This window comes from Streptomyces sp. NPDC007971, assembly GCF_042958635.1.
Taxonomy (GTDB): domain Bacteria; phylum Actinomycetota; class Actinomycetes; order Streptomycetales; family Streptomycetaceae; genus Streptomyces.
This window is the reverse complement of sequence record NZ_JBIBJK010000004.1, coordinates 64,108-80,189: the sequence shown is the minus strand read 5'-3', so window position 1 is coordinate 80,189 and position 16,082 is coordinate 64,108. Positions and strand designations below refer to the sequence as shown.

Genomic DNA, 16,082 nt, shown 5'->3' with positions numbered 1-16,082 from the left:
GCTGTGCCCGCGGGCCGGGCAGGGCTGCCCGAAAGCCCGTACCGCGCGTTAGGTTGTGCGCGTGCGATTGAGAGTGGAGTTCACGACCGAACCCTTCGACCTCGACGAGGCGCCCGCGCACGCCCTGGTGGCGCGGGAGGTCATCGAGGCCGCCGAGCTGGACGAGGTCGACGTCGGCCCGTTCGGCAACACGGCGGAAGGGGGCGCCGACAGCGTGCTCACCGCCGTGGACGCGCTGCTGCGCAAGGCTCTGGAGGCCGGTGCCACCCGGGTCTCGCTCCAGGTCAACGTGATCGGGGAGGGGGATGGATGACCGGGGACGAGCCCTTCATCACGGCCGTGAAGCCGCTGGTCGACGCCATGGGCGGGGAGATGATGCCGCCCGACGAGGCCGGCCCCGAGGACGTCGTCCTCGCCTGGGAGGGCGTGGACGTCGTCGCCGTACGCCTGCCCCAGCTCGCCGACTCCCTCGATCACATCCTCGCCGCCATGGAGCGCCGGCAGGGCAGGCCGCTGGCCGACCTGGACCGCAAGGCCAAGCAGGAGGTCGTGCGGATACTGGAGGCGCGGGGTGCCTTCGCCGTGCGGCACGGAGTGGAGACCGTGGCGAGCGCCCTCGGCGTCAGCCGCTTCACGGTCTACAACTATTTGAACCGGGAGAAGGGCGTCTGACCGCCCCGGACGTCCTCCCCGGCTTGTTACGCGGAATTTTCAACAAAGTGTTGACGGGATGTTTCCGAGGGCGTTAGCTATCGGCAGCCCGTTCAGCACGACGGCCGTTTCTGGCCACGGAGGCTCCCGTGACTACGACTTCCACGCCCCCGGGCCTGGCCCGGTTCAACGTCCTGGAGGAAGCCGCGGCCCTCGCCGCCCTCCACGAGGCGTGCGCCTCCACCGAGTGGGGCCGGCGGCTGCTGGCCGCCCGCCCGTACGCCACCGCCGACGACCTCTACACCGCGAGCGACGCCGCCATGGCCGAGCTGGGCACCGCGGACCTGGAGGAGGCGATGGCCGGCCACCCGCCGATCGGCCGCCCCCGGCCCGGTGACCCGACCTCCGCGCGGGAGCAGGCCGGCATGGCCGGCGCCGCCGAGGAACTCAAGGCGGAGATGCTCGAACTGAACCTGGCCTACCAGGACAGGTTCGGCCATGTCTTCCTCATCTGCGCCACCGGCCGGACCGGCGAGCAGATGCGCGACGCGGTCAGGGAACGGATCGGCAACGCGCCGGAGCAGGAGCGGGAGATCGTCCGCACCGAGCTGGGCAAGATCAACCGCATCCGACTGGCCCGACTCGTCGAAGAGGACGCCTGAGACCATGAGCACCAGCACCACCGCCTCCGTGTCCACCCACATCCTGGACACCTCCGTCGGCCGCCCCGCCGGCAACGTCGCCGTCCAGCTGTCCGCCCGCAGCGGCAGCGAAGCGGACTGGCAGGCGCTCGGCGGCTCCGCGACCGACGCCGACGGCCGGTGCAAGGACCTTCCGGACCTGCCGGAAGGCACGACACACGTACGGCTCGACTTCGCGGTCGAGGCGTATTTCGAGAAGAAGCAAGCCGATGCGCAGCAGGACGCCCCCGCGAATCGGGACAGCGGTGCCGTGTTCTTCCCCGAGGTGGCGATCACCTTCGCCGTGAACCCCGGGGAGCACTACCACGTGCCGCTGCTGCTCAACCCGTTCGGCTACTCCGTTTACCGAGGGAGCTAGCTAAATGCCCACCATCCTGGGACAGAACCAGTACGGCAAGGCCGAGAACCGAGTCGTCAAGATCACGCGGGACGGCGCCACCCACCACATCAAGGACCTCAACGTATCCGTGGCGCTGAGCGGCGACATGGAAGAGGTCCACTACTCGGGCTCCAACGCCAACGTCCTGCCGACCGACACCACCAAGAACACGGTGTACGCGTTCGCCAAGGAGCACGGCATCGAGTCCGCCGAGCAGTTCGGCATCCACCTCGCCCGCCACTTCGTCACCTCGCAGGAGCCGATCAAGACCGCGCGGATCCGCATCGAGGAGTACGCCTGGGAGCGGATCGCGACCTCGGACGCCAACTCCCGGTTCATCGGCTCCGACGAGGTCAAGCACTCTTTCGTCCGCAAGGGCCAGGAGACCCGGCTCACCCAGATCACCTACGACGGTGAGAAGTGGGAGGTCGTCTCCGGCCTGAAGGACCTGGTCGTGATGAACTCGACCAACTCCGAGTTCTGGGGCTACGTCAAGGACAAGTACACGACCCTCCAGGAGGCCTACGACCGCATCCTGGCCACCCAGGTCTCCAGCCGCTGGCGGTTCAACTGGACCGACGACGAGCAGAAGATGCCCAACTGGGAGAAGTCCTACGAGCAGACCAGGAAGCACATGCTCCAGGCCTTCGCCGAGACGTACTCCCTCTCGCTGCAGCAGACGCTGTACCAGATGGGCGCACGCATCATCAACAACCGCAGCGAGATCGACGAGGTCCGCTTCTCGCTGCCGAACAAGCACCACTTCCTCGTCGACCTGGAGCCCTTCGGGCTCAAGAACGACAACGAGGTCTACTTCGCCGCCGACCGGCCCTACGGCCTGATCGAGGCGACCATCCTCCGGGACGGCTGCGAGCCGAAGATCCCGGTGGACCTCACCAACCTCTGACCTCCCCGCACTTTCGGCACCCGTGGCCGGGGCGACGCACCTCTCGGATCCCCGGCCGCGGCACTCAAACTCCCTAGGGTCCTGCCGTGCCCTCCCTCTACAGTCCACTGAGCGAAAAGGACGAATCATGGCAGCAGCCCAGCGCATCGTCATCGAAAACTGTTCCATCGCGACCGTAGACGCCGACGACACCGAGTACGCCTCCGGGTACCTGGTCATCGCCGGCAACCGCATCGAGGCGGTCGGCGCGGGCAAGGCCCCCGAGGGCCTGGAGAACGTCGTACGCCGTATCGACGCCACCGGACATCTCGTGACCCCCGGCCTGATCAACACCCACCACCACTTCTACCAGTGGATCACCCGGGGTCTGGCCACGGACCACAACCTCTTCAACTGGCTGGTCGCGCTCTACCCCACCTGGGCGCGCATCGACGAGCCGATGGCGTACGCGGCGGCCCAGGGCTCGCTCGCCACCATGGCCCGCGGCGGCGTCACCACCGCCATGGACCACCACTACGTCTACCCCCAGGGCTCCGGCGACCTGTCCGGCGCGATCATCCGCGCCGCCCGCGAGACGGGCGTCCGCTTCACCCTGGCCCGCGGCTCCATGGACCGCAGCGAGAAGGACGGCGGTCTGCCCCCGGACTTCGCGGTCGAGACCCTGGAGGGCGCGCTCACCGCCACCGAGGCCACCGTCAAGGAGCACCACGACGCCTCCTTCGACGCGATGACCCAGGTCGCCGTCGCCCCCTGCTCCCCCTTCTCCGTCTCCACCGAACTGCTCAGGCAGGGTGCCGAGCTGGCCCGCCGCCTCGGCGTGCGGCTGCACACCCACGGTTCGGAGACCGTGGAGGAGGAGAAGTTCTGCCACGAGCTGTTCGGCATGGGCCCGACCGACTACTTCGAGTCCACCGGCTGGCTGGGCGAGGACGTGTGGATGGCGCACTGCGTCCACATGAACGACTCCGACATCGCCGCCTTCGGCCGCACGAAGACCGGTGTCGCCCACTGCCCGTCCTCCAACGCCCGCCTCGCCGCCGGCATCGCCCGCGTCCCCGACATGCTGAAGGCCGGCGTCCCGGTCGGCCTAGGCGTCGACGGCACGGCCTCCAACGAGTCCGGCGAACTCCACACCGAACTGCGCAACGCCCTCCTGATCAACCGTCTCGGCGCCCACCGCGAGGCCGCGCTCAACGCCCGCCAGGCGCTGCGTCTCGGCACCTACGGCGGCGCGCAGGTCCTCGGCCGCGCGGCCGAGACCGGCTCCCTGGAGGCGGGCAAGCTCGCCGACCTGGTGCTCTGGAAGCTGGACACCCTCGCGCACGCCTCGATCGCCGACCCGGTGACCGCCCTGGTCTTCGGCGCGGCGGCCCCGGTCACCGCCTCCTTCGTCGACGGACGTCAGATCGTCGAGAACGGCCGCCTGCTGACGGTCGACGAGGACGCCATCGCCCGCTCCACGCGGGACGAGGCCCAGCGCCTGGCGCGGATCGCCGCCCAGGCCTGAGCCACCGCCCGACTCCGGCCGGGAGGGACGGCTCCCGGCCGGCAGCCGTGGACCCGAGCGGGGTCCATGGCGGCCGTCTCCGGGGCGCGCGTGCAAGCGCGCGTCCCGGAACGGTCACCGTCCCAGGCCCCTGAAGGGCTCCGGTCCCGCACGACCGCGCACCACCTCCCTGAAACCCGCGTCAGAGCGACGTGTCTAACCGACCGGAGGAGCCGCCCGTGTCCGCCCACCCTGTCGACGAGACGCTCGACGAGCCCCACGAGCTCGACGAGATCCACCCAGTTGACGAAAAGCTCCCCGCCCTCAAGATGGCGACCACCGGTCTGCAGCACGTGGCCGCCATGTACGCGGGGGTCGTCGCCCCGCCCCTGATCGTCGGCGCCGCCGTCGGCCTCAGCGGCACCGAACTCACCTTCCTCACCGGCGCCTGCCTGTTCACCGCGGGCCTCGCCACGTTCCTGCAGACCCTCGGGTTCTGGAAGATCGGCGCCAGGCTGCCGTTCGTCAACGGTGTCACCTTCGCCGGCGTCGCCCCCATGACCGCGATCGTCGCCTCGGCGCACCACAAGTCCGACGCCCTGCCCGTCATCTACGGCGCGGTCATCGTCGCCGGCCTCCTCGGCTTCCTGGCCGCCCCCTTCTTCAGCAAGGCCGTCCGCTTCTTCCCTCCGGTCGTCACCGGCTCGGTGATCGCCCTCATCGGTGTGTCCCTGCTCCCGGTCGCCTTCGGCTGGGCCCAGGGCCCCGATCCCGCCGCGCACGACTACGGTTCGGGCACCAACCTGGGCCTGGCGGCCGCGACCCTCCTGATCGTCCTGCTGCTGCGCCGCTTCACCCACGGCTTCGTCAAGCAGATCGCGGTCCTGCTCGGCCTGGTCATCGGCACGCTCCTCGCGATTCCCTTCGGGGCCACGGACTTCGGACCGGTCGCCGACGCGGACGTCATCGGCTTCCCGACGCCGTTCCACTTCGGCGCCCCGCAGTTCCACCTCGCCGCGATCCTGTCCCTGTGCGTGGTGATGGTCGTCTCGATGACCGAGTCGACCGCCGACATGCTCGCGCTGGGCGAGATCGTGGAGCGCCCCGCCGACGAGCGGACCATCGCCGCGGGCCTGCGTGCCGACACCCTCGGTTCGGCCCTCAGCCCCGTGTTCAACGGCTTCATGTGCAGCGCCTTCGCACAGAACATCGGCCTGGTCGCCATGACCCGCATCCGCAGCCGCTTCGTCGTCGCCACCGGCGGCGCCTTCCTGGTCCTGATGGGTCTGTGCCCGATGGCCGCCTCGCTGATCGCGGTCGTACCGCGCCCGGTGCTCGGCGGCGCGGGCGTCGTCCTGTTCGGCTCGGTGGCGGCCAGCGGCATCCAGACCCTGGTGCGGGCGGGCCTGGACAAGGACAACAACGTCCTCATCGTCGCCGTGTCCCTGGCCGTCGGCATCATCCCGATCACCACGCCGCACTTCTACCACGCCTTCCCGCAGACGGCGCGGATCGTCCTCGACTCCGGCATCTCCACCGGCTGTGTCGCGGCCGTCCTGCTGAACCTGGTCTTCAACCACCTCGGCAGGGGCCGGGACGCGCAGGACGTGACCCATCCGATGGAGGCGGGCGAGGAACTGGCGCCGACGCACTGAGCGGTGGACCGGCCCGTCGACGATGCCGTGGTCATTCCCCGGCTTCGTCGGCGGCCACCCGTCGGCACTTCGCGGACTCCTCGGTGACCGAACCCAGCAGGTCCGCGTCATGGGCCACCGCGGCGATCACCTCGTCGTACACGGCGAGCGCCTCCGCATACCGGCCTTGCGCGGTGTGGCAGCGGGCCCGCCACAGCCGGACGTCCCAGGGGACGGACCTCTCGCCCGCAGCGGTCGCCGCCGCCTCGACCCGGTCCATCTCAGCAGCCGCGGCATCGGCCCGTCGGCGGTGGAGCAGGACGCGGACCAGCGTGATCCGGGCCCGGACGACGGCTGTGTCCGAGGAGTCGAGTGCGGCGAGATCCTGGTCCAGCAAGGCCCGCAGCTCCGTCTCAGCCCGGGCCGCTTCGCCCAGCTTGACCTGCAGGTCCACACGCGCACGGTGGAGATGGACCAAGGCAGGAAGAGCGTCGGCGGGGGTGCGCGGGTCCGACCGGTGGCGTGCGAGCACCTCGCCGAGCAGATCCAGCGCCTCGCGGCTGCGGTCCTGGCGGTCGAGATTGTTGGCCAGGTGCCTGGACATGTCCTGGTAGAGCGGTGATCGGGTCTCCGCCGCCGCCTCCAGCTCGGCAAGAATGCCGCGATACACTTCCTCGGCTTCGGGCAGCAGGCGCGCAGCGTCGAGGGCATGGGCCGCATGGTGAGCCAGGGCGACGTCGACCGTGTCCCCGCGCAGCATGATCTCTCGCTTCAGGGAATGCGCCTCGGCCGCGGCCTCCTCCGTCCTGCCCAGTGCGGCCAGAGTGCTGACCAGGTCGGCCACGGCCACGACCACATGCCCCGAAGCCTGCTGCACCTGCCGCAGCGACGCGACAGTGCCCTTCAGCTCGGTTTCGGCTTGCCGGAGTTCGCCCACGCTCCGCAGGGCTCTCGCCCATCCCAGGCGAGCCAGAACCGTCTCCTTGTGGTCGGGCCCCAGCTGTTCGCGGAGCGCCAGGAACAGTTCGTGCGCCGCAGCCACCCACTCGGGGCCCCTGAAAGCGTCGTGGTGCAGGCGGTGAATGGTGGCCCTGAGCTGATCGTCGGGCGGGAGCGCATCGGAGCGCTCCATCAGCAGGGCGACCAGTTCCATGGAGAGGTCGTGGTTGTTGGACGAGGCGCTGAAGAAATCAGCCGCTACGCCGGCCTTCAGGAAAGCGGCCAGCGAGGTGCCGTACTCCGGTGGCACCGCGCGGATCCCGGCCATGACATGAGGTACCAGGAGCTGCCAGACCTTCCACATCTCCGGGGCAACCGACACCGCGGCCAGCACATCGGCGATCGAGGACGCACCTCGCCAGAGCTCGACGCGGGCGGGTTCGGCGGCGACCCGCATCTGCTGGGCATTCGTCTCCAGCACCAGGGGATGAGCCGTCAGGCACGGCATCACACTGCGTGTACTGGTCTCGTGGTCGACCGAGGCCGTGACGCCCTCCACCGTGAGCAGACTCAGGTCCACCAGCGCCTCCAGAGCCGCCTCGCAGCGCTCGGCCCCCTCGGGGAAGAAGTCCGGTTTCGTCTCCACGGCCAGCTGCAGCACCGGCACCGGAAACGGCGCACGGCCGAAACAGGACAGCAGCCGCATCAGCACGCGCGCTTCCGGGAGCCCCTGCCCGGCGAGGAGGTCGAGGCTCATCTCCCAGGTGCGGCTGACCAGTCGGCGCAGTTGTCGTTCTCCCGTCGGCCCGTCCTCGGGCTCGCCCCGGTCCAGCAACTCGGTTCCCAGCAGTTCGAGTTCACGCGCGTACCCGGCGAAGTCCTGTACGCAGTTGCGCAGGAGCCCGAACCCTCGCCGGGTGCGTGCCAGGTACGACCCCGCCAGCCGAAGTGCCAGCGGCAGCCCGCCGAGCCGCTCGGCGAGCAGCCGGGCGTCCGTCGCCGGACCCGCGTCGCCAGCGAAGTCCATCAGCACGGCGGCCCCGTCCGCCGGTGACAGGACGTCTACGGCCCGGCACAGAGCCTGTCCACCCCACACCACCGGGTTGCCGATCCGCGTGGTGACGACGGTGAGCCCGGCCGGGCTGGTCCGGATCCAGCCGGCGCCGTCACCCACCGCACCGTCCTGCGAGGCGGCCACCGCCGGTTCGTCGACGTTGTCGACCACGAGCAGCCACGGCTCGCCCGCCCGGTCGAGGGCCCGCCACAGCAGGTCCGTTGCGCTCGACCGTCCTGACCAGGCGGCCTCGACCTCCTGCTCCAAGACCCCCAGTTCCCGCGCCACCTGACGCATCCCGGTGGTCAGCCGGTCCCGGGTGGTGGCCGAGATCCAGAACACCCGGCGCCCCTGGCGGTGAGCCCGCTGGGCCAGCCACAGGGCCACCGTCGTCTTGCCGCTACCTCCGAGCCCGTGCAGCACCTGGACCTGGTCGGTGCCCTCCAGCAACTCCCGTTCCAGCGAGGCCAGTAACTCGTCACGTCCCCGTACCTGGACCGGAAGCTCCCCATAGGGCGCACGGACGGAGAAGGTGCCGGGCACAGAAACATCGCCGTCGTGAACGGTCGCCGCGAGCCCGAAGGACCCTGGCCGTGTCCCCGCGCCCGTGGCCGGTCCACCACGCCGGGCGTTCTTCCGTGCCCGTTCCGCGTCCTTCGCCGCGTCCACGGCGCGCCGCCACCCCGCGTCGGGCGTCGCCCGGCTGCCCCTGAGCAGCGTCGTGACGGTCGTCCAGGTCGGCGCGCGGGTCCCGGACAGGGCGTCCGAAACGGTCGTCCGGCCCACGGCGCAAGTGGCGGCGATCTCCCGGACGCTGCTGAACCCGGCGGCGGACAGGAGCCCCCGCAGCCGCAGAGCCAACGCCCGTATCTGCTCGGGGGCCTCCGGGTCGATGGGCGTCAACACCAGTCCCCCGGTCGGCGTCTCCTGCTCCCGGCCCGTCCTCATGCGCTCCTCCACCCCCATGGTGCCGTCTACCGAGCTTACGCGGTCTGCCGTTTTGTCCGCCCAGATCGCGCAGGTGTCCGGACCCGGACACGTTCGGACACCCGGACGGCGACCTTCTCCGCAGGTCACGGTGGGTGTGTCCGGCCGCTGTCCGCCGTTGCTTCAGGCCGGCCGAGCGCGCCACGTAGACCGGAACCGCGAGGCCTAAGACCCCGGTCGGGCGCGACGGTACGGACAGCGGACGAAGGGAATGAGCCGTGGATGTCATCGAGTTGGTCCACCAGCACTGGGACGAGATCGTCTTGGCGGCCCGGCTGGGCAGCACCGTGTGGCGTGCGGTGCGTGCGGTACGGCGGGTACGGCACGATGGGGAGTCACTGTGCGCCGACGGGGGAGTCCACCATGAACGAGTCCAGCCGTGTCGAGGCCTTCAGCGACGGCGTCTTCGCCATCGCCATCACCCTGCTCATCCTGGAGATCAAGGTCCCTGCGGCCGGTGAACACGGCGGCTTGTGGCGGGCGTTGGCCGACCAGTGGCCCTCGTACGCCTCCTATGTCGTGAGCTTCCTGGTCATCGGCATCATGTGGGTCAACCACCACCAGGTCTTCAGCTATGTCGCCCGTGTCGACCGGACACTGATGTTCCTGAACCTGCTCCTGCTCATGGTGGTGGCCGCGGTGCCCTGGCCGACCGCGATGCTCGCCGAGTACTTGCGCGAGGACCACGCCTCCCATGCGGCCGCCGCCGTGTACAGCCTGGTGATGGTCCTGATGGCGCTCACCTTCCAGGCCCTGTGGTGGCACCTCACCCGCACCGGTCATCTCTTCGACGCCCGCGTGGACGCCTCGGCCGCCAGAGCCACCCGGGTCCGCTTCGCCCTCGGCTCCCTGGGCTATCCGCTGACCGTCGGCCTGGCGTTCGTCTCCGCACCGCTGACCCTGGCCGCGCACGGCCTGCTCGCCCTGTACTACGCGTTCAACCAGGTCCCGGTGCCTACGCGCCGGGACCCGGCCACGCCATGAGACCGGCGAGCAGCTCGGCCTGCTCGACGGCGTCGTCCAGGGCGTGGTGCGTGTGGCGGCGCCTGGGCAGCAGATGCCTGGGCATCGTGCCCTTCGCGACCGCCCGCAGAGGCAGGCCCGCCTTGGTGGCGTAGAGCGTCTTCATGTCCAGGCAGCCCGAGTGCCCGAAGGGGCTCTCACCGGTGAAGCGGATCAGGTACCAGTACAGGAACGTCCAGTCGTACGACGCCGGGTAGCCGCACATCACCGGCTGGGCACCCGTACTGACCTCGCGGACCCAGGCGGTGAAGTCGGCGAGGGCCGCTGCCGGTTCGGCGCCCGCGGTCTTCAGCCGGTCCCGGTCCAGGCCGCTGACGGCCAGCGCCTCGGGCACGAACTCGTCGGAGATCGGGCGCAGTTCGCGGTAGAACGTCTGCTGTTCGGGGTCGGCCGGAGTGAACCCGTCGGCGTCCTGGGTGCCGGCGACGGCCGCACCCAGGCTGAGCATGGAGTACGGCCCCGGAATCGGGCCGTCGGCCTCGATGTCCACGGAGATGCAGCGGTTGGGTCTGACACGTCGAGCGGGCATGACACCGGAGCATGGCAGCCGGCGCCCTGCCACGCATCCCGTTTCAGCGGCGCAGGCCCGCCCGGCAGGGCGAGAGCGCGGGCAGTCGGCCGGTGAAGTACGAGCGCGGCGGCACACCCATCAGGGCACGGAAGTCGGACGTCATGTGCGACTGGTCGTAGTAGCCGGTACTGGCCGCTAGCCGGGACCAGGGGGCGCTCGATGCCCGGGTGACGACCGTGCGGACGCGGTCGATGCGCGTGTAGTGCTTGGGGGAGACGCCCACGCCCTCGGCGAAGAGATTGCGCAACTGGCGCTCGCTGACCGCGAGTTCCCGCGCTACGTCACGGACCTGCGCGGGTCCCCGGTCCGGATGGACCGACAGGGCGTCGACCCCGGCCCGCAGGAGCGCGGTGCGGGAGGGGTCCACGGCGGCCGACAGCAGCGCGGGCAGCGTCTCGGTCAGATGCGGTACGGCCTCCTGGGGGTCCAGCCACCGCAACTCGGCCGCGAGCCGGTCGGCCGCCTCGCCCGGCAGCGCCTGCAACGGCACCACCCGGCCGACCAGTTCCGTGGCCGGGACACCCAGAAGAGGACGGGCCGTGCCGGGTGCGAGGCTCAGCTCGACGCAGGAGAGGCGGGCCTTGCCCTCGTGGTACGAGGCGCGCACCCGAGGACCGACGGCGAGCACGTCGCGCCGCCCGTCCGCGTCCACCCGGAGCACCACCTTGGTGACCGCGGCGGGAAGACGGACGAAGGGCTCCTCGGACGGGGCGGTGACGGACATGGTCCGCATCCCGGAGATCCAGGGACGCAAGATCCCAGGAGTGGTCAGCGCCTGCTCGGCGATGGCGTTCGGCACGCCTCCACCGTAAGGGCACCGCACCGCCTTCCGGCCGGGCGGACCGTGCCGGAATTTCCAAGAGCCGTACGCCGTGCCCGGGCCACCGTGGACCCCATGATTCTGGTGACGGGTGCCACGGGCACCACCGGCAGTGAAGTCGTACGACAGCTCGCGGCGCGCGGTGAGAAGGTGCGCGCCCTGACCCGCGACCCGGCGCGGGCCCGGGTGCCCTCCGGGGTGGAGCCGGTGCGCGGGGACTACTCCGACCCGGACTCGCTGGCGGGCGCGATGGCGGGGGTGAATGCCGCGTTCCTGGTGAACCCGCCCGGCCCCGATGCCGGACGGTACGACACGGCGCTGGTCGGTGCGGCCGGTGCGGCAGGTGTGCGTCGGCTGGTGAAACTGTCCGCCATCGGGACGGGCGAGCCCGGGGTCGGTCCGTCCGGCGCGTGGCACGTGGACGGCGAGCGGGCCGTCGCGGCGAGCGGGGCCGAGTGGACGGTCCTGCGGCCGTCGTCGTTTGCCTCGAACACCTTGAGCTGGGCCGAGGCGGTCCACCGGGGCGAGCCGGTGCCCAATCTGACCGGTGACGGGGCGTCGGGAGTCATCGACCCGCGCGACATCGCCGAGGTGGCGGTGTCGGCCCTGCTCGACGGCCGGCACGCCGGGCGGACGTACACCCTGACCGGGCCCGAGGCGATCAGCGCGCCGGACCAGGCCGCCGTCCTCGCCGCGGTCCTCGGCCGCCCGGTCGGCACACGGGATCTGTCGCCGGACGAGACCCTTGACTTCCTCCGCTCCGCCTGGGGGTTCGACGAGGCACGGGCCGAAGGCGTCCTGACGGGTGTCGCCTACGTCCGTGAGGGCCGCAACGCGCTGGTCACCGAGGACGTGCCGGAGGTGCTGGGCCGGCCGGCCCGGTCCTTCCAGGAGTGGGCCGAGGACCACAGGGAGGCGTTCGCGGCCGGGTAGCCGGCTGTCACTCGCCGTCCGTCCGCAGCACCGCCGCCGCCAGCACCAGCGCCGCCACCGCGATGCCCGTAGCAACCCGGAACGCAAGCCGGTATCCCGCGGCCGTGGCCGGGATCAGTTCCTCGCCGCGGCCGACCAGGGTCTCGGTGCGGGCGGCGGCCAGCGCGCTCAGGGAGGCGAGGCCCAGCGAACCACCCACCACCTGCGTGGTGTTGAAGAGGCCCGACGCCAGCCCGGCGTCCTCCTCCCGTGCCCCCGACATCGCCAGCCCGGTCAGCGCGGGCATCGCCGCAGCGAATCCCGCGGACAGCAACAGCAGCGGCGGCAGCACGTCGAGGGGGTACGAGCCGTCGGTGGGCGCGCGGCCCAGCAGGGCCATGCCTGCGGCGACCAGCACCAGGCCGGCCACCAGCACCCGGTGTCCGCCGAACCGGGCGACGGTCCGTGCCGACAGGCCCAGCATGAGCAGGCCGATGGCGATCGGAGCCGGAAGGAAGGCGGTACCGGTGGCCAGCTCGCCGTAGCCGAGGACCCGTTGCAGATACAGCGCGCCGATGAACTGGAAGCCGTACATCGTGGCGATCATCAGCATCTGGACCGCGTTCGCACCGGACAGCGCGCGCGAGCGGAACAGGCGCAGCCTGAGCAGCGGGCGGGCCGCCCGGGCCTGGCGCAGGGTGAACCCCGCGAACAGGGCGAGCGCCGCGGCCGCCAGGAGCCCGGTGGCGGCCGGGGAGCGGCTCCCGGCACCCACGATGACGTACACCGTGAGCATCAGCGCGCCCGTCACCAGCGCGGCCCCCGGATAGTCGGCGCCCCTGCCGAGCCCGGCCCCGCGCTCGGGGGCGAGAACGCGCACCGCCGCCAGCCAGGCGGCCACGCCGATGGGCAGGTTGATCAGGAAGATCCAGTGCCAGTCCAGGGCCTGGGTGAGGGCGCCGCCGAGGAAGGTGCCGAGCGCCCCGCCGGCCGCGCCGACCGCGCTGAACACCGCGATGGCGCGGGCCTGTTCCCGGGGTTCGGGGAAGAGGGCGACCAGCATGCCGAGGACCACGGCCGAGGCCATCGCCCCGCCCGCGCCCTGCAGGGCCCGCGCGGCGATCAGCACCCCCTGCCCGGTCGCGGCCCCGCACAGCACCGAGGCCGCGGTGAACACGGCGAGCCCCGCCGTGAACATCCGCTTGCGGCCCACCAGGTCACCGAGCCGGCCCAGCAGCAGGAGCAGCCCGCCGAAGGCGATGAGGTACGCGTTGACGACCCAGGCGAGGCCGGCCCCGCTGAAGCCGAGGTCGTTCTGGATGGCCGGCATGGCCACCGTGACGATGTTGCCGTCCAGGACCGTCATCAGTGTGCCCGCGCACAGAACGGCGAGGGAGGCCCGGCGGGGGTATGTTCGTGAAGGTGCCACCGTTGCCGGTGACGGGCTGTTCTCGATCGCGGCCGACATGGCTCCCCGTTCCTCAAGTGCACCTAGGTGCACGACTTGTAACGGAGTCCATCGTGAGTGACCATGGAGGCCGGCGTAAGGAGGCAGTCGGATGTCCCAGAGGAACACCGGTGTTACCGTCCAGGCAGTGAACGCGCACGCCTGCCCCATCCGAGAGGTTCTTGACAGGGTGGCCGGCAAATGGAGCGTGCAGATCCTCGTCGCGGCCGCCCGGGGACCCATCCGCTTCACGGAGCTGGAGCGCGGCATCGAGGGCATCAGCCGTCGCATGCTCACGCTGACCCTGCGCAACCTGGAGCGCGACGGCCTGGTCACGCGCACCGTGCACCCGACGGTCCCGCCGAAGGTGGAGTACGAACTCACCCCGGTCGCCCATGAGTTGCACGAGACGCTGCAGCGGCTGACCGACTGGGCCGAGCACAACCGGCTGTACATCGCCGAGGCACGGGCGGCCTACGACGCCGAGCACCAGCCCGAGCTGCTCGACGCATAGGCCCGCGGGAGCCTCCCGAGCCGCTCGGCGCACAGCCCCGCGGGAGGCTAGAGGCCGAAGTGGCCGGGGTCCTTCGCCAGCTCCCTGAACGCCTCGCCGGGGTCGGCGAGCAGCTTGCGCTCCTTCAGGTCCATCAGGCCGCACACCGCGGTGATCTCGGCGGCCACCGTGCCGTCGGCCCTGTGTATCTGCTGCAGGATCCGGAAGGTCTTGCCGCTGCCCCACTCGAACGCACAGGTGACGTCGGCCTCGTCACCGGCGAGCAGCTCGTGCCGGTAGCGGATCGTCGTCTCCAGGGTCACCGGCCCCACGCCCCGGCCCACGAGCTCGGCCTGGCTCACCCCGGCGGCCTGGAGCAGCGACCAGCGGGCGTGTTCGGCGTAGTTGAGGTACACCGCCTGATTGAGGTGGCCCTGCACATCGGTCTCGTAGCCGCGGACGGTCACACGGACGGAAAACGGTTCGGACACGGCCTGCCCTTCTCGCGCTCGGTTCTTCCGGGCCACCGATCCTGTCACGCGGCTCACATCCGGCGCGGGGAGGCCAGCAGATAGCGCACCCGGGTGCGCGGCTCGGTGTACGCGCCGGCCTGCCAGCCCGCCCGCTCCAGCGTGGCCGCACAGGACCGCAGGGTCTCCTCGTCCGGCCCGTGCACGGCGACCGCCTCCGGCTGAGGGGTCGCCCGCACCCGGTAGCCGTCGCCGTGGGGGCCCGCCGGCCGGTGCCCGGCCGCCTCCAGGGCGAGTGCGGCGGCTCGTACCAGATGCGTCCGCTCCCAGTCGCACGGACGGTCGGTGGCCCCGTCCTTGTTGGTCATCCGGCGCAGCTCCAGCAGCCCCTGCCAGGCGCTGTGCACCTCGCGCAGCCGGGCCGGGCCGGACGCGGATGCCTCCTCCGGTCCCTCGCCGCCGACACGCGCCGCGAAGACCCCGGCGGAAGTTGCGGAGACGCCGACGGAGGGTGCGCAGACGCCGTCAGACGGCGTGATGGCGCGAGCGGGCGGCGTGGTGACCTCGGCGGACGGTGCGGGGCGGGCCGGGGCCCCGGGCGCCGCCTCTCGTATCCGGTGCCCCGCCGGAGTGAGGAAGTGGTCGTGCGGCGGCCGCGGATGCCGGAAGGCCAGGCCCCGCCCCACCAGCGCGAGCAGCTGTGCCTCCGTCCCGCGCAGGCGCCCGGTGACCGGGTCGGCGGCATCGATCACCCGTCGCTGCGCGGCGGTCGGCGGTCGGGTCACGGCGTGCTCCCTCCGGTGCGTCGTTCGGCGACCGCCGGAAAGGCGGCCCGTCCGAAAGCGTACGACCGGGGTCCGACAACGGGCCGGGGCCCTGCCTGACGCGGCGGTCAGCCGGGTGGCCGGATGTTCCACCCCGCCACCACCGGCCGCCCGTGCTCGGTGCCCAAGCGGCCCAGCGAGCCGGTCGCCAGCTGGAACAGGGCGCCGTGCTGCGGGGGCAGGCCGAGCCGGCGGGCGGTCAGGACGCGCAGGAAGTGGCCGTGGGCGACCAGGACGACGACGCCGTCCGTGTCGGCGAGGGCGGCGTCCACCTTGCCGAGCATCCGGTCGGCGCGCTCCCCGACCTGCTCCGGGCTCTCCCCGGGGTGCTCGGGCGGCCCCGGCGCCACCCCGTCCGTGAACAGGAACCAGTCGGGCATGGTCCGCTGGATCTCCACAGTGGTCACGCCCTCGTAGCCCCCGTAGTCCCATTCGTGCAGGTCGGCGTCGATCCGGGCGTCGTGGATCCCGATGAGTTCGGCGGTCTCCCGGGCCCGTTGCAGAGGGCTGACGAAGGCGGCGCCGATCCGCTCGGAGCGGATCAGCGGCACCAGCCGGCGTGCCTCCTCCCGCCCGTGCTCGGTCAGGGGCACGTCGGTCCAGCCGGTGTGCCGTCCGGACCGCGACCACTCGGTCTCACCGTGCCGGACGAGAAAGAGGTCACCCACGTCAGCGCCTTTCCCGTTCGCTCTCGGGGCACGCCCGCCCCGAGGGCACCGTGCCACACGGTGCCCGGCTCCCGCAGGGCGGACTGGGCCGGACGGGCCGCCGAGTACGAGGTCCC

General features: G+C 71.5%; 17 protein-coding genes. 10 read left to right on the top strand and 7 right to left on the bottom strand.

The genetic code is table 11. The annotated features are described in order from the left end of the window. The first annotated feature begins 61 nt into the window (after window positions 1-61). The 7 genes from ACFZCP_RS09615 to ACFZCP_RS09585 all read left to right on the top strand — a co-directional run bounded on the left by ACFZCP_RS09615 (window position 62) and on the right by ACFZCP_RS09585 (window position 5,779). Window positions 62-313 carry a hypothetical protein gene (locus tag ACFZCP_RS09615; protein WP_362685073.1) on the top strand — a complete coding sequence of 84 codons (252 nt, stop codon included), beginning with the start codon at window positions 62-64 and terminating at the stop codon, window positions 311-313. Further along, window positions 310-672 carry a helix-turn-helix domain-containing protein gene (locus ACFZCP_RS09610; RefSeq protein ID WP_362685076.1) on the top strand — a complete coding sequence of 121 codons (363 nt, stop codon included), beginning with the start codon at window positions 310-312 and terminating at the stop codon, window positions 670-672. The genes ACFZCP_RS09615 and ACFZCP_RS09610 overlap by 4 nt, the downstream gene beginning before the upstream one ends. A 128-nt stretch (window positions 673-800) precedes the next feature. After that, complete coding sequence (uraD, locus tag ACFZCP_RS09605; protein ID WP_362685079.1) at window positions 801-1,313, top strand: 2-oxo-4-hydroxy-4-carboxy-5-ureidoimidazoline decarboxylase; 513 nt, start codon at window positions 801-803, stop codon at window positions 1,311-1,313. Window positions 1,314-1,317: 4 nt separating this feature from the next. Beyond that, on the top strand, window positions 1,318-1,710 hold the full coding sequence (gene uraH / locus ACFZCP_RS09600) for a hydroxyisourate hydrolase (RefSeq protein ID WP_391425637.1): 393 nt from the start codon (window positions 1,318-1,320) through the stop codon (window positions 1,708-1,710). Window positions 1,711-1,714: 4 nt separating this feature from the next. Then, window positions 1,715-2,638: a factor-independent urate hydroxylase gene (gene pucL / locus ACFZCP_RS09595; RefSeq protein ID WP_362685085.1), complete on the top strand. Its 924-nt coding sequence runs from the start codon at window positions 1,715-1,717 to the stop codon at window positions 2,636-2,638. Window positions 2,639-2,765: 127 nt separating this feature from the next. After that, window positions 2,766-4,145, top strand: a complete 1,380-nt coding sequence (locus tag ACFZCP_RS09590) for an 8-oxoguanine deaminase (RefSeq protein ID WP_391425634.1) — start codon at window positions 2,766-2,768, stop codon at window positions 4,143-4,145. A gap of 218 nt (window positions 4,146-4,363) precedes the next feature. Next, a complete protein-coding gene (locus ACFZCP_RS09585) occupies window positions 4,364-5,779 on the top strand; it encodes a solute carrier family 23 protein (RefSeq protein WP_391425632.1) in 1,416 nt (471 codons plus the stop codon). 31 nt (window positions 5,780-5,810) lie between these two features. Here the strand turns inward: ACFZCP_RS09585 and ACFZCP_RS09580 are convergent, their stop codons facing one another. Next, a complete protein-coding gene (locus ACFZCP_RS09580; protein WP_391425631.1) occupies window positions 5,811-8,699 on the bottom strand; it encodes an AAA family ATPase in 2,889 nt (962 codons plus the stop codon). 402 nt (window positions 8,700-9,101) lie between these two features. On the opposite strand from ACFZCP_RS09580, the gene ACFZCP_RS09575 reads away from it, so the two are divergent. Beyond that, window positions 9,102-9,722: a TMEM175 family protein gene (locus ACFZCP_RS09575; RefSeq protein WP_391425629.1), complete on the top strand. Its 621-nt coding sequence runs from the start codon at window positions 9,102-9,104 to the stop codon at window positions 9,720-9,722. On the opposite strand, the gene ACFZCP_RS09570 is transcribed toward ACFZCP_RS09575, so the two are convergent. Both ACFZCP_RS09570 and ACFZCP_RS09565 read right to left on the bottom strand, forming a co-directional pair. Continuing rightward, on the bottom strand, window positions 9,694-10,290 hold the full coding sequence (locus ACFZCP_RS09570) for a 3'-5' exoribonuclease domain-containing protein (RefSeq protein WP_391425627.1): 597 nt from the start codon (window positions 10,288-10,290) through the stop codon (window positions 9,694-9,696). The two genes, ACFZCP_RS09575 and ACFZCP_RS09570, sit on opposite strands and share 29 nt — an antisense overlap. Window positions 10,291-10,333: 43 nt before the next feature. Then, a complete protein-coding gene (locus tag ACFZCP_RS09565) occupies window positions 10,334-11,131 on the bottom strand; it encodes a helix-turn-helix domain-containing protein (protein ID WP_391425625.1) in 798 nt (265 codons plus the stop codon). Window positions 11,132-11,227: 96 nt separating this feature from the next. Here ACFZCP_RS09565 and ACFZCP_RS09560 point away from each other — a divergent pair, with 96 nt between their 5' ends. Continuing rightward, window positions 11,228-12,085: an NAD(P)H-binding protein gene (locus ACFZCP_RS09560; RefSeq protein ID WP_391425623.1), complete on the top strand. Its 858-nt coding sequence runs from the start codon at window positions 11,228-11,230 to the stop codon at window positions 12,083-12,085. A 7-nt stretch (window positions 12,086-12,092) separates the two neighbouring features. On the opposite strand, the gene ACFZCP_RS09555 is transcribed toward ACFZCP_RS09560, so the two are convergent. Further along, entirely contained in the window at window positions 12,093-13,532 is a 1,440-nt protein-coding gene (locus tag ACFZCP_RS09555; RefSeq protein WP_391425622.1) for an MFS transporter, read from the bottom strand. A 91-nt stretch (window positions 13,533-13,623) separates the two neighbouring features. Between ACFZCP_RS09555 and ACFZCP_RS09550 the strand changes: the two genes are divergently transcribed. Then, window positions 13,624-14,025: a winged helix-turn-helix transcriptional regulator gene (locus ACFZCP_RS09550; protein ID WP_391425620.1), complete on the top strand. Its 402-nt coding sequence runs from the start codon at window positions 13,624-13,626 to the stop codon at window positions 14,023-14,025. 47 nt (window positions 14,026-14,072) lie between these two features. Here the strand turns inward: ACFZCP_RS09550 and ACFZCP_RS09545 are convergent, their stop codons facing one another. The 3 genes from ACFZCP_RS09545 to ACFZCP_RS09535 all read right to left on the bottom strand — a co-directional run bounded on the left by ACFZCP_RS09545 (window position 14,073) and on the right by ACFZCP_RS09535 (window position 15,966). After that, window positions 14,073-14,495, bottom strand: a complete 423-nt coding sequence (locus ACFZCP_RS09545; RefSeq protein ID WP_391425618.1) for a thioesterase family protein — start codon at window positions 14,493-14,495, stop codon at window positions 14,073-14,075. Between the two features lie 53 nt (window positions 14,496-14,548). After that, entirely contained in the window at window positions 14,549-15,259 is a 711-nt protein-coding gene (locus ACFZCP_RS09540) for a hypothetical protein (protein WP_391425617.1), read from the bottom strand. 107 nt (window positions 15,260-15,366) lie between these two features. Next, window positions 15,367-15,966: a histidine phosphatase family protein gene (locus tag ACFZCP_RS09535; protein ID WP_391425616.1), complete on the bottom strand. Its 600-nt coding sequence runs from the start codon at window positions 15,964-15,966 to the stop codon at window positions 15,367-15,369. Between the last annotated feature and the right edge of the window lie 116 nt (window positions 15,967-16,082).

Coding starts and splice junctions, on each gene's coding strand:
- ACFZCP_RS09610 (WP_362685076.1), top strand. CDS start 310: ATGACCGGGGACGAGCCCTTCATCACGGCCGTGAAGCCGCTGGTCGAC.
- ACFZCP_RS09590 (WP_391425634.1), top strand. CDS start 2,766: ATGGCAGCAGCCCAGCGCATCGTCATCGAAAACTGTTCCATCGCGACC.
- ACFZCP_RS09550 (WP_391425620.1), top strand. CDS start 13,624: ATGTCCCAGAGGAACACCGGTGTTACCGTCCAGGCAGTGAACGCGCAC.
- ACFZCP_RS09560 (WP_391425623.1), top strand. CDS start 11,228: ATGATTCTGGTGACGGGTGCCACGGGCACCACCGGCAGTGAAGTCGTA.
- ACFZCP_RS09555 (WP_391425622.1), bottom strand. CDS start 13,532: ATGTCGGCCGCGATCGAGAACAGCCCGTCACCGGCAACGGTGGCACCT.
- pucL (WP_362685085.1), top strand. CDS start 1,715: ATGCCCACCATCCTGGGACAGAACCAGTACGGCAAGGCCGAGAACCGA.
- ACFZCP_RS09575 (WP_391425629.1), top strand. CDS start 9,102: ATGAACGAGTCCAGCCGTGTCGAGGCCTTCAGCGACGGCGTCTTCGCC.
- ACFZCP_RS09580 (WP_391425631.1), bottom strand. CDS start 8,699: ATGAGGACGGGCCGGGAGCAGGAGACGCCGACCGGGGGACTGGTGTTG.
- ACFZCP_RS09570 (WP_391425627.1), bottom strand. CDS start 10,290: ATGCCCGCTCGACGTGTCAGACCCAACCGCTGCATCTCCGTGGACATC.
- uraH (WP_391425637.1), top strand. CDS start 1,318: ATGAGCACCAGCACCACCGCCTCCGTGTCCACCCACATCCTGGACACC.